The sequence below is a fragment of the Shewanella sp. S23-S33 genome, from assembly GCF_043359565.1.
GTDB classification, from domain to species: domain Bacteria; phylum Pseudomonadota; class Gammaproteobacteria; order Enterobacterales; family Shewanellaceae; genus Shewanella; species Shewanella oncorhynchi.
The window spans coordinates 42160-55234 of record NZ_JBHFFD010000077.1 but is presented as its reverse complement, the minus strand read 5'-3'; the positions used below and the strand labels follow the sequence as shown (position 1 = coordinate 55234).

Below are 13075 nucleotides of genomic sequence, written 5' to 3'. Positions count from 1 at the left end.
TCATTAGGGAATTATGATGAATAAATTATCAATTGTTGCTATCTCTTTACTATCAGCATTAGCGGCCACTCAAGTCTCTGCAGCAACCGACACTACTGGATTTTATGTGGGTGGTGCATTAAATAGAGTCACAGCTGATGCTTTTGATGGTTCAGAAACCGGTACTGGTGTAGGCGTATACGGTGGCTATAACTTCAATGAATGGTTTGGTTTAGAAGCTAACCTGTTTGCCACTGGTGACTTAGGCGATAAGGATGTTGATATTAGTGCAGGTGCATTAAGCTTCACACCTAAATTTACTGCACAAATTAATGATATTTTTTCTGCCTATGCCAAAGTGGGTATAGCATCTATGGCGGCGAATGTTGATGGCTATGGTTACGATGAAGACTTTACTGGTTTTGGTTGGACTTATGGTGTAGGTGTTAATGCCGCCGTAACAGAGCACTTAAATATCCGTGTAAGCTATGATGTCACTACAGGTGATTTAGATGCCGACCGTAGCTATTTAGGATTAAAAGATATTGACACTGATATTAAGCAATTCGCTGTAGGTATGCATTATCAATTCTAATTTTTTTAGATTTGGCATATTTAATTCATGCCAATGAAAATGAAATGAATTTCAAATAGAAAGGGATGTGAAGATATCCCTTTTTATTGTTTGATATGAATAAGCTTGTATTGATATAACGAGTAGTAACGTTATTTTATCTACTCAATCCATCGACAGTTCTTTTAATTTCCGCGTTAAAGTATTTCGTCCCCAGCCTAAACGTTTCGCCGCTTCCTGTTTATGGCCTTGAGTATGGCGCAGCGCAGTTTCTAGCAGTATGCGCTCGAATGCGGGCTGCACCTCAGTTAACAGATCGCTGTTTCCTTCCGAGAGTTTTTGGTCTATCCACTCAGTCAGTGCCGATTGCCAATCTTGGCTGCCTTTCGCCGTGTGGGTGACACTCACAGGGTCTTTCAGTAATTCTGGCGGTAAGTCTTGGGGTAAAATTTCTTGCCCCGATGCCATTACGGTTAACCAACGACAGGTGTTTTCGAGTTGTCGGACATTACCGGGCCAAGGTAATTGGGAGAGTTTTACCGCAGTCTCCTTGGCCATGATCTTAGTTTCCACGCCAATTTCCTTTGCTGCAGAGGCGAGGAAATGGGTAGCGAGCTGGGGAATGTCCTCCCGTCTTTGTGATAGTGGCGGCAAGTGCACGCGGATCACGTTGAGGCGATGGAACAAGTCCTCTCTAAAGCCACCTTTTTGTACTAATAATTCAAGATCTTGGTGGGTCGCCGCTATGATACGCACATCGACTTGTACCGCATTATGACCTCCGACGCGGTAGAATTGGCCATCGGCGAGCACTCTGAGTAACCGTGTTTGTACGTCTAACGGCATATCGCCGATTTCATCTAAAAAGAGCGTGCCACCGTTTGCTTGTTCGAAGCGACCTTGGCGCACATTGGCTGCGCCAGTGAAGGCACCTTTTTCGTGGCCGAATAGCTCAGATTCGATTAAATCCTTAGGGATCGCTGCCATGTTCAGCGCGATAAACGGCTTATCTTTACGTGGGCTGTGCTTGTGTAACGCGCCAGCCACTAACTCTTTTCCCGTACCCGATTGACCATTGATCAGCACGCTGATCGATGAGCGTGAAAGTCTGCCTATGGCGCGAAACACTTCCTGCATCGCTGGCGCTTCACCTATGATTTCGGGTGTTTTGACTTGGGCTTCCTGCGCGGGTGCAGGGCTCTGTTCAGTGGCATGGGTAAGTGCGCGCTCAACCAGAGAGATAGCCTCATCGATGTCGAAGGGTTTAGGCAGATACTCAAATGCGCCCGCTTGATAGGCACTCACTGCACTGTCTAAGTCTGAGTGCGCTGTCATAATGATCACGGGAATATGGGGATAATGCACCTGCAATCGTTCGAGCAGGCTTAAACCATCCGTGCCGGGCATACGGATGTCCGACACTATCACGTGCGGTTGCGATATTTCTAATGCCTGCCACAGGGATTCGGCGGCGGCAAAGCTGGCGGTGCTGAGCTTAGCACCTTGCAGTGCCTTTTCGAGTACCCAGCGTATCGAGCTGTCATCGTCGAGGATCCACACTTGTTCACTAATTCGCATCTTGCTTCCTCATACGGTAGGGGTAGGTACTCTCGAAATTATTTAGCGCTTAAAATCGGTAATGAAATGATAAATTCTGTGTGCCCAGCGCTGGAGAGGCAATCGATCCTTCCCGAGTGTAAACGGGCAATATTATGGGCAATCGAGAGGCCTAAACCTGAACCTTGCTCACGGCTTGTCACCATGGGATAAAATAATGTGTCCATTAGCTCAGGCGGTATACCGGGGCCGTTGTCGATAATCGATAGGGTTAACACTAGCTTGTGGCGCTGTGAACCTATGGTGACTTGGTGTTGAGTGCGAGTGCGGATCAAAATCTCGCCCCCCGTATGCTCAAGTGCTTGCACCGCATTTTGTAAAATGTTCAGCACAGCTTGCTGCATTTGGTCCGGATCCATCTCGATATCGGGAATGGATGGATCGTAATCCCGTTTGAGCAGGATGTTAGCGGGCAGCGCCATTTCAACTAACTTATAGACCTTTTGCACCACTTGATGGATGTTGTGCAGACTGTGCTGTGTCGGTCTTTGGGGGCCGAGCAGGCGGTCCACTAAATTACGCAGCCGATCGGCCTGCTCTATGATGAGCGTAGTGAATTCCTTCAGCGCCGGATCATCCAGCTCCCGCGATAATAGCTGCGCCGCACCGCGAAGGCCGCCTAAAGGATTCTTGATTTCATGGGCTAAGTTGCGCACTAAAAACTGTGCCGCTTGTTGCTGTGCATCTTGGCTCAGCTGCTGATGAATGCGTCTTTGTTGGTCGACTTGGCGCAGTTCGAGCAGGCTGAGCTCTGCCTCGTCATCGAGGGGAATAAGGGTTAAATCAACGGTATGATGTTGGCCATCGAGCGTGACTAGTGCTGCCGTATTGACCGTTAAGCCTTGGCCGGCTGTTACTGCATCCATTAATAGCTTGGCGTCGACACCGAGGATTTGATAATGCTCAGGCAAAGTTTGTTCTACGAGTCTATGGCTACCAACACCTAATAATTGCTCTGCTGCTGCGTTGGCATAACAAGGCTTGAGATCCTTATCTATGACAAGTACAGCGGTAACTAAATGATTGAGCAGTGTCTCTTTATCCATCGACCGTTCCTAGAAATAGGGTTGCACCACTATGGTGCACCAATCTGGTGCAAGCTGCAACTTGTCTTCATCAAACGGTTTAGTCAGGAGGTGTTAATCTAACTTCATGTATTTAAAGTTTTTATACTAACTTTTACTATACAAATAGTGACATTAACGCTTAGCTGCTTGATGAAGAAATATCTTTCTTGGTGAACTTGATGCAAAGACTTTGCCGTTTTGAGTCAAAGCGTCAACGACTAAGGTATGTTCACCTCTGTCGATGTTTTTGAGTTTGAAGGTACCGCCAATTTGCGGTTGACCGACGGGGTTGCCATCGAGCTTTAGGGCCATCAAATACTGACTTTTTAGCTCTGGGGTGATAGTCGCAACGACGTCGAAATCGCCATTGTTATCTCTGACGGTTTCCTCTTCGGCCGGAGAGGTAATATTGACTTGATATTTAATAGATTCAATTGCTTGATTTGAGCTGTTTAAGTCTGTTTTGGGCAGAGGAAGGGCAATTTGATTTAAGGTCTTATCTTTTAGCTCAACGACTTGGGCATTTGGCTGCGGCTCATCGGAGTAATGGACTTTGCCATCTTTATCGACCCATTTATAAACAGTCGCTTGCGCTAACATGCTAAATAGCACTAAGCCGATGAGTGTGAGTGAACGCATGCTAAAGTCCCTGTAGCCTTGAGATAGAGTTAATCAAGATTAGTCTCTTTTACATCAAAAATCATGGTGTTTGTTGCGCTAAGTGGTTAAGGATGTCACCACAGAGAAGGTATAAAGTCGACAGAAAATGGGGAGGCAGAAACAGGGGTTAGTTAAAGTGGGTTAAGCTCGGGCACTAACATGTGCCCGAATTCGATCCATCAATTACAGGCTTGCATCGAGTTGTTTCTCGATCTCACTCGCTTTGACCCAAGCGGCATGTTGGGATAATTGAGTGGCATAGCGTTCAATGTGTTCAAATTTCGCGAGATCGCCACTGTTCGCCAGTAGTTCTACAACAAAGGACATCATGATATCCGCACCCGTGAGCTTGTCTGCAACAAGATAGGTTTTATCGGCCAACATATCATTGAAGTAATGGCTTATCTTACTGACTTCTATCGCCGCATAACCTTCAAGGAAATTGGTTTTACAACCGTCCTTTTGCACGAACATACGCAGTAACAAAGGCAGCATGGCTGAGCTTTCGGCAAAGTGTAGCCATTGCAGATAACTGACATAGTCTGCGCTGTCTCTGGCGGGGGCTAAGGTATCCGCCGCATATTTTTCAATAAGATATTCGGTGATCGCACCCGATTCTGCTATCACTTGACCGTCCATTTCGATAACGGGTGATTTACCTAACGGATGAATTTGCTTAAGTTCGGGTGGCGCGAGAAAAGTCTGGCTATCACGTTGATAACTCTTAATTTCATAGGGTTGACCTAGCTCCTCTAGCAACCAGATGATACGTTTAGAGCGTGATTTATTGAGATGGTGCAAGGTGATCATGGGCTTTCCTTTGGACAGTGAGAGTACATTTTGGCTGTCGCACTATTATGGTGCGACAGCTCTTTTTAACGTATTTAGCACACTTGTGCGCCTGTCTTTGTTCATTTCAAGCTGAGCGTCGCGTATTTATCGCTTAGCCTCTCGCGTTCAATTGCGCAACTATGGTTTCGGCTACGGCTTCGGATGATCCCGGATTTTGGCCTGTGATCAAATGGCCATCTGCGACGACAAAGCTTGTCCAGTCATCGCCTTTGACATAATTGCCACCATTTTTCTGCAGCATGTCTTCAACCAAAAATGGCACGACATGAGTGAGTTGCACGGCTTCTTCTTCAGAGTTGCTGAAACCGGTAACCCGCTTGCCGCTGACCAATGGCTTGCCATCACTGGTTTTAGGGTGCAGCAATGCAGCAGGCGCATGACATACGAGCCCTAGGGGTTTATTGGCTTGATAAAACTGTTCAATCAAGACGATAGAATGTTTATCTTCGGCAAGATCCCACAGTGGACCGTGGCCGCCCGGATAAAAAACCGCATCATAATCGGCTGCGTTGATTTCACTTAAGCGAGTGGTATTCGCTAGCAGTGCTTGAGCCTCAGGATCTTTGCTAAAGCGTGCAGTAGCTTCGGTCTGAAAGTCTGGCTCATCACTTTTTGGATCGAGTGGTGGTTGACCGCCCAGTGGTGAGGCTAAGGTAATGTCAAAACCTTTATCTTTAAAAACATAAAAAGGTGAGGCGAATTCTTCTAGCCAAAAGCCGGTTTTTAAACCGGTATCACCGAGTTTATCATGCGACGTGAGTACCATTAATATATTCATTTTCATACCTTTACCTAAGTTGCTCACATCAATATGTGTGAGCTTTGGGTTTAGTTCATTTGACGTTATAGGGCTAAGGTCAAAATGTCACGGCTCATGGCTGGGTCAATATTGCCATGTTCGCCAAGTGCCACCATGCCGTGCAGTTCAAGCTGTTTCACTACAGTATCAACGTGGCTGGCATCGAGATCATAGGCAGATAAATGTGTCGGTATGCCCATGGCTTCGAAGAAAGCCTTGGTTTTTGCGATAGCGGCGTCGATACGCTCGTCATCTGTACCTGTGTTGATGTGCCACACACGGTCGGCGTACTGGAGTAGCTTTTCGCGTTTAGCCTCTTTTGTACATTGCAACAGGGCAGGCAGTACGATTGCCAATGTACGCGCATGGTCGATATCGTAAAGTGCAGTTAGTTCATGGCCAATCATATGGGTTGCCCAGTCGTGGGGAACACCGACGCCAATCGTGCCGTTGAGTGCCATAGTGGCAACCCACATTAAGTTCGCGCGAATGTCGTAATCTTCGGGTTGAACTAGCACTTGTGGACCAAGCTCAATCAAGGTTTGTAAAAGACCTTCGGCAAATCTGTCCTGCACGGCGGCGTTAACTGGGTAAGTGAGGTATTGCTCTGTGATATGTACAAAAGCATCGACAACACCGTTGGCCACTTGGCGCTCTGGCAGGGTGAAGGTTTTGGTCGGATCGAGTATTGAGAATTGTGGATAAACCAAATCATTACGGAATGGCAGTTTAGCCTGTAGTGATTTACGGGTCACTACGCTGGCGTTGTTCATTTCGGAACCGGTCGCAGGTAAGGTTAACACTGAGCCAAAAGGCATAGCTTGAGTCACATTGGCGCCCCAGCTAGTGAGAATGTCCCAAGGTTCACCTTCGAATACCGCTGCAGCGGCAACAAATTTAGTGCCATCGATAACCGAACCACCGCCAACCGCGAGGAGGAAGTCGATATTCTGCTCACGTACTTGGGCGACGGCTTTCATTAAGGTTTCATAGGTTGGGTTTGGCTCAATGCCATCGAACTCGACAACGAAACGATTACCCAATGATTGTTTAACTTCGTCTAACGTGCCTGTTTTTCTAGCACTGCTGCCGCCAAAGAGGATCATCACTTTAGCATCGCTCGGTACTAGAGAATCAATTTCGGTGATAGTGTCTTTACCAAAACGGATTCGGGTCGGGTTGTAATAGTTAAAATTTAGCATGGATGATGTTATTCCTATTATTACTTTAAATGAGCAGCGTTAATTGAGCTGCATTAATTAATCGCCCGTTAAATTAGTAGACCAGTCGTCTAATTTTGGGGCGTGAAAATGTATTCTTTAAAAATCTGGGCTGATCGATATCAGCAAATATTAGTTTTGAGTCGGTATTAGGTTAAAGGGCCGTTTTAGGCGTTAAAATGGATTCAGTCGTTACGAGTGCACGTTCGAGTGCCGCAGGGCTGTGGCCCAACTTGTTCATTAAGCTGGCGCCTAACCACATGTGATACAACATTTCAGCGGTTGATTGCGGATCTTGCTGGGCGATTGATCTATCGGTTATGCCCACTTGAACACAAGTCGTTAACCTCTCTATGATGCCGGCGGAGCCTTTAAGTAAGGCAACACGCATGGCTTCTGATAAATCGGCCACTTCGGCGCTGAGCTTAACGACTAGACACTTTTGATCTACGCAGCCATCGGCTTGTACGTGCAACCATTGTTGCCAGTATTGCATCAAGCGTTGATGGCCTGTCAGTGTTGAGTCATTGAATAATGCGTCTAAATCTAATTGATATTTTTCAAAATAATCAGTAATAAGCGCTTCACCAAATTGTTCTTTGGATTTGAAGTAGTGATAAAACGAGCCTTTTGGCACTTCGGCCGCCTGCAGCAGTAGGGATAAGCCGACGCTGGAGAAGCCTTTGCGTACGATCAGCTTGTAGCCGATGTCGAGAATATGCTGGCGAGTGGATTGAGTTTCAATTTTCATGGGGTTTAGGATAAATCAAATTAGACCGGTCGTCTAGTGTTGTTTTTTTCGGCGATATCAACGCATTCGATTTAGTATGCTTTGCATTGTGACTTTTGCGCTGCCTTGAGCCAAGTTAATAAAATTGCCAAATTGATAAATGTTAGACGGATAAGGCATTCTGATGGTGAAATGGTGAAATGGTGAAATGGTGAAATGGTGAAATGGTGAAATGGTTCGGTAGGACAACATACTCACAGTGCTGAGATAAACCGTCACTGTGAGCGTTCGATTAACGATTGATATGAAATATTAATCGCACTGTCACTTAATCGAGATGACTAGAGATAGCTACAGCAATATTCGGCAATGGCTGTGTTACGAATTTTAAAGCTAACATTTGCAGCCAGCTCAAATTGAGTGCCTTCTCTAAACTCCTGCCATACAGAGCTCTCCGGTAACAACACCTCAAAACGGCCACTGGTGACTTCCATTATTTCGCCTTGGGAGGTTGAGAACTCATATTCCCCTGGTAATACAACACCTAAGGTCTGCTTGCTGCCATCGGCAAAAAATACGCTACGGCTAGCCACTTTGCCATCAAAGTAGATGTTGGCTTTTTTAGATACTGACACTTGCTCGAGTAAACTCATTATTAATCCTCTATAAATTGGCTTGAGATGAATTTATATGCATATTTAATAAATTTCAATGCATCATTTGTCGCATGGATGTGCGCATTCAATATAAGTTGATGCTAACGTTCGGTTTATTGCTTATTTCCCACTATATCATTTTGTTTGAAATGGTCGGTATGGCTTGGCTGTCATTTAAAGTTATTAATCATTTTTCTACTTAAAAATAATGAGTTGTCGGAATTTTAGTGAACTTTTGATGAAAATAGTCGGCACCGCTTTGTTTAGCTGAGATTCTTCTCCTATAGTTTTAAGGCAGGTTTGATTCTGCAAAGATTGAAGGAATGGAATTCGACGCGCGACAAGGAGTCTCACCATGGGTTTTACTCGTAAAATTCAGCTTATCAGTTTATTGATTGTCCTATTACCCCTCATATTTGCCACCGCAATAGTGACTTACATTGCTCGGGATGAATTGTTTGCCGAGGCTCAGTCTCGTTTAGTGGCAGTGCGTGAGATCAAGCAACGGCAGATTGTTGGCATGTTTCAGGACTTTTCCGATAACCTGCAGGCCGTCAGCGCCGTAATTGCCAGCCAAAAAAGCCTCGATACTCTTACTGACATAGATCAAACCTTGCAGTCATTAAATAAATCCCTCGGTTTTTATGACCTATTTATTATTAGTGACGATGGCACCGTTTTATATACAGTGGCGAAGGAGTCTGATTTCGGTACCAATTTGCGTACTGGACCCTTCCATGATTCGGGATTAGCACAGTTATTCAATAAGGCATTGGGATCGGCGGGCACAGTATTACTACAAGATTTTTCCGCATACGCGCCTTCAAATGGTCAACCGGCGGCATTTATTGGCCAGTCGATTCAGTTTAATCAACAAAGATTGGTGGTGGCGGCTCAAGTATCAATCGATCGCATTAACAGAGTTATGCAAATTCGTGAGGGTATGGGGCAAAGTGGTGAAACTTATCTCATTGGCCCAAATAATCGCATGCGTTCTGATTCTTTTCTTGACCCCATTAATCGCACTGTTACGGCTTCGTTTGCGGGAACGGTAGCTCAGAATGGTGTTGATACGCTGGCGGTGAAGGAGGCGCTGGCAGGTAAATCGGGTGTGATGCAAGTGAATGACTATAACAATAATCCCGTTTTATCCGCTTATTCTCCTGTCGTTGAGCTTGGTTTGCGTTGGGGTTTGATGGCTGAAATTGATGTGAGTGAAATTGCTGCTCCCGCCTACCGTATGATGTTTATCGGCTTATCTGTTTGTGCAGTAGCCTTAGTGTTGGCGTTCGCTGCCGCTAAGTTAGTTACAGGGTTTGTATTAAAGCCGCTCGGCGGTGAGCCTGAGGACATGTGTAACTTGACCAGTATGATCGCCTCTGGCGATTTAACTCATAATTTACCGCATGTTCAAACGGATAATCACCTGATGAGTTGGTTGGCGCGGATGCAAACTAAGCTCAAAGAAATCATCAGTCAACTGGTGGGCGTTGGGCATGAACTTGAATCTGCCGCCGAACAAAACTCTGCCGCTATGACACAAGCCGATTGCAGTATTCAGATGCAGGCCAAAGAAACCGATATGTTGGCCACTGCAGTTGAAGAAATGAGTTATGCCGCAGCTGAAATCAGCACGAATACGATGAGATCCTCCGATGAAGTGTCCGCCTGTACCCATTCGAGTGAAATTCTTTCGCAAAACTTGGCCAGTACTCGTAAAAGCTTAAAAGTGACCTTGAGCAGTTTTGCAACTATTCATCAACAGGTGGGCAGTCTTGAGGCGGATAGTCAGAAAATCGGCTCAGTATTAGCTGTGATAAATGCGATTGCGGAACAAACTAATCTCTTGTCTCTTAATGCGGCGATTGAAGCAGCGAGAGCTGGCGAGCATGGTCGTGGATTTGCTGTGGTTGCCGATGAGGTGCGTCAGTTAGCGGTGAAGGTTCAGTTAGCAACTCAGGATATTGGGCAAGTGTTAAAAGGTATTCAGCAACAGTCAGGTGTGCTGGCGTTGCATAGTGTGACTTGTTCCACTGAAGCCTCTAAAACCGCAGAAGATGCCGATGGAATGCAGACCGCGGTGGATGATATTGCTTTGCGCTTAGAAACCTTAAAGGCATTAATGATTCAAACTGCAACCGCTGCGGAAGAACAAACAACGGTTTCGGCGACGATTGCACAGGGGATTGCTGGCTTAAGCGTGGCGGCGGAGGAAAATAGTGCGGCTATCAGCCAAGTAGCAGCAAGTACGCGGAGTCTGTTGGGGTTAGCAAATCAGCTTGGTTTAACAACGGCACAGTTTAAGGTGTAGATATTTTTCGCTGCATTTACAGTGTTCTCACCTTAGTTGGTGCTGTAAATGTGACTGAGCTGGATGTTACACATCCGCCAGAAATGGATTTCTGGCGGATATTTTTATCAGGACTTCAGTTGGTTATCCCATGAGTGAGCATTAACGTTTACGCCAAATTGTCATTTCTGAGATGGAATGTTGGAATTTACGTTTAGTCTCGCGGATCACGAAGGGAATTTCTTTCACTGCGACCAGCTCAAATTGGCCGATCAAGGTTTCGGTCAAACCATCTAAGGTGGTGAAGTTCTCTCCTTTGACTTTAACGCCACCTAACCATTTATCCTTGGGCGTATAATCTTCAAGCCAAGTGTATGGCGAGGCAACCACAAGGTATCCACCTTGATTAATCCGCTGGGCAATACTGGTTAAAAAGTGTTTAGGCTCGTTTAACCTGTCGATAAGATTTGAGGCATAAACCAAATCATAACCTGTGTAGATGGGCTTTAAATTACAGGCATCACCTTGCATAAAGTTGACCTTTTTCGCCTCAAGCTCATATCCCAGTTTCGCGAGACTCGCACTCTTAAATTCCTGTAAGTCGCCTTCGGTACGTATGGTGTAACGTTTTTCACCTTGTTCTGTCAGCGCATAGGCCTGTTGAATAAAGCGCGCCGAGAAGTCGATACCATCAACATGATCAAACATTTTTGCCAGTTCGAAACTCGCGCGACCAACGGAGCAGCCGATATCGAGGGCTTTAGCTGTATGAGTCAATTGAATTTCACTCAGCGCTTGCTGCACACCATTGACGCAGAAGTTAGCAACCCCGAAATATTCGGCGCCATAGTGGAATTCAAGGTATTGGGAAATCAGTTCATCCGTTTCGTACACATTGACCTCGGCCATTTGAGCTGGATTTTGGGTGGATTCCACATAGCGAAAGCCCGCGTGTTGATAAAAATGTCGACGAAACGCATAGCGTGATGAAGCAATTGCCTCATTACCCGTAGAGATCCACGATCCGCCTTTGATGAGATTATGTTTGCCATCGAAGGTTGGGGTGGAGAAATCATCATAAAGTGGGTGTACGGCGAAGCCGTCAAAACCGTCGATTGCGGTTTCTGTCCATTGCCAAACATTACCGACAATATCGAAAAAGCCATTATGTTCGAAGCGATTCACTGGGCAAGAAGAGGCGTAATAAGCCAAAGCAATATTGCCCGGCACTTCATGCCAATCGGGCGCATCGGCGGGCACATTCTCGCGTAAGATGTACCACTCAGCTTCAGTTAATAGACGTATATTGCTTTGCTTTTGTTCGGCTTTCCAATTGCAGAAAGCCTTAGCTTCGAGCTGATTCACTTCAACAGGCCAGTTTAATGGCAGCGGAATTTCTTCCACTAAGTTACGTTGCCACCATTTATCTTGTCTTAAGCGCCAAAAACGCGGCATTTGTGCTTGGGTATAGGCAAGCCAAGCTTGGCCTTCTTCATTCCAAAATTGGTGTGAGCGATAGCCGCCAGCCTCGACGAATGCGAGATATTCTTGATTCGAGACTAAGAATTTAGCAGCCTTAAAGTCGTTAACGTTAAATATTTTATGGCCGTATTCATTGTCCCAACCGTAGGTTTGGTCTTGTTCAGTTTTGCCTAAGGTCACTTTTTGCCCTTTTACAGCCAATAAACTGTTGGTCTCGGCAGGGGCGGTGTCTTGGCACGCAGGCCAGAGGTGGTTGGGCGCGACATATTCCAGCGGCAGTTGGCGGATGATCACCGATGAGGTTTCTAAATGAATACGCTCATGTTCAATGCCCATCAAAATGATCCAAGCTGGACTATTTTGAGTGATAGGTAACGCTAGAGGCATTTCATCGATAACACGATTGACGACAGCATTAACTTGTTGGCGATAGCTTCGCACCTCTGCCACATCCGGCCACGGATAATGTTTTTCGTTCAAATCATCCCAAGACATCTCATCGACACCAATGGCGAACATGGATTCGAAGTTGTCGTTTACTCGTTCATCGAGAAATTTACCGAGTTTGAGTTTGTTGATATAGAAAGTGGCCGTATGGCCAAAGTAAAAGATTAACGGATGGCGCAGCGGCTCGGCTTTGAGGTAATAGGCGCTATCTTCTTGGATCAAATCATACAGAGACTCGTATAAAGCCCATGTCTGATTAAAGTATTGCTTAAGCTCTTGACGCTTTCCGGCCTCAGTTTCACCAATGAGCTTAAGGGTTTGAGGGGGTTGCGTTATGGGCTTATCCATAGACAAGTAAACTCCGTATTTATCGGCCTGCGGTGCAAGCATGGGAAGATTAATCTATCGTGTGTGACTCTATACGCGATTACTGAGCTCAGGATCACTTTGTCAGCTTAATGTGTCGGTTTGAGGCAAAGTGTTTTACAAACTAACAGAAAGACCAATTGAGTCCAACATCAGTGCTGGAGCTTAAAGCATCTCAGGTATGACCCTCTGGTTTGGGATTATCTTACAAAGAAAGTGATGCGCTCAATTTAGTGATGCTACTCCTTACAGGGATTAAAATTATTTTATCCCTGAAGAGTATTTTCTCTGTCGGGGTTAAGGCAGAATGATCCCGTCCGTAAAATTATTATGCAG

11 protein-coding genes are annotated in these 13075 nt (G+C 45.7%); 2 read left to right on the top strand and 9 right to left on the bottom strand.

The features are described 5' to 3' along the window. Positions 1-16 precede the first annotated feature (16 nt). Positions 17-574 (top strand): porin family protein, encoded by a 558-nt coding sequence (locus tag ACHA99_RS22360; protein WP_131525140.1) that lies wholly within the window; start codon positions 17-19, stop codon positions 572-574. Positions 575-718: 144 nt separating this feature from the next. Here ACHA99_RS22360 and glnG read toward each other — a convergent pair whose 3' ends face one another. From glnG to ACHA99_RS22320, 8 genes are all read right to left on the bottom strand, one after another. Beyond that, the gene (glnG, locus tag ACHA99_RS22355; protein ID WP_131525139.1) at positions 719-2131 is read right to left on the bottom strand and encodes a nitrogen regulation protein NR(I); all 1413 of its coding nucleotides are present in this window, start codon (positions 2129-2131) and stop codon (positions 719-721) included. A gap of 38 nt (positions 2132-2169) precedes the next feature. Next, positions 2170-3216: a nitrogen regulation protein NR(II) gene (glnL, locus tag ACHA99_RS22350; RefSeq protein WP_393945055.1), complete on the bottom strand. Its 1047-nt coding sequence runs from the start codon at positions 3214-3216 to the stop codon at positions 2170-2172. Between the two features lie 153 nt (positions 3217-3369). Continuing rightward, complete coding sequence (locus tag ACHA99_RS22345; protein WP_393945053.1) at positions 3370-3876, bottom strand: DUF4124 domain-containing protein; 507 nt, start codon at positions 3874-3876, stop codon at positions 3370-3372. A 204-nt stretch (positions 3877-4080) separates the two neighbouring features. Beyond that, positions 4081-4707: a glutathione S-transferase family protein gene (locus ACHA99_RS22340; protein ID WP_168826402.1), complete on the bottom strand. Its 627-nt coding sequence runs from the start codon at positions 4705-4707 to the stop codon at positions 4081-4083. A 133-nt stretch (positions 4708-4840) separates the two neighbouring features. Then, positions 4841-5533, bottom strand: a complete 693-nt coding sequence (locus ACHA99_RS22335) for a type 1 glutamine amidotransferase domain-containing protein (protein ID WP_173242660.1) — start codon at positions 5531-5533, stop codon at positions 4841-4843. 59 nt (positions 5534-5592) lie between these two features. Beyond that, the gene (locus tag ACHA99_RS22330; protein ID WP_173242662.1) at positions 5593-6750 is read right to left on the bottom strand and encodes an iron-containing alcohol dehydrogenase; all 1158 of its coding nucleotides are present in this window, start codon (positions 6748-6750) and stop codon (positions 5593-5595) included. A 172-nt stretch (positions 6751-6922) separates the two neighbouring features. Then, a complete protein-coding gene (locus ACHA99_RS22325; protein ID WP_105251071.1) occupies positions 6923-7519 on the bottom strand; it encodes a TetR/AcrR family transcriptional regulator in 597 nt (198 codons plus the stop codon). Between the two features lie 320 nt (positions 7520-7839). Further along, positions 7840-8151, bottom strand: a complete 312-nt coding sequence (locus ACHA99_RS22320) for a pyrimidine/purine nucleoside phosphorylase (protein WP_173242664.1) — start codon at positions 8149-8151, stop codon at positions 7840-7842. 358 nt (positions 8152-8509) lie between these two features. Here ACHA99_RS22320 and ACHA99_RS22315 point away from each other — a divergent pair, with 358 nt between their 5' ends. Further along, positions 8510-10465, top strand: a complete 1956-nt coding sequence (locus ACHA99_RS22315) for a methyl-accepting chemotaxis protein (protein WP_113941358.1) — start codon at positions 8510-8512, stop codon at positions 10463-10465. A 141-nt stretch (positions 10466-10606) separates the two neighbouring features. Here the strand turns inward: ACHA99_RS22315 and ovoA are convergent, their stop codons facing one another. Then, positions 10607-12721, bottom strand: coding sequence for a 5-histidylcysteine sulfoxide synthase (ovoA, locus tag ACHA99_RS22310; RefSeq protein ID WP_393945049.1), 2115 nt, complete (start codon positions 12719-12721; stop codon positions 10607-10609). Positions 12722-13075: the final 354 nt, after the last annotated feature.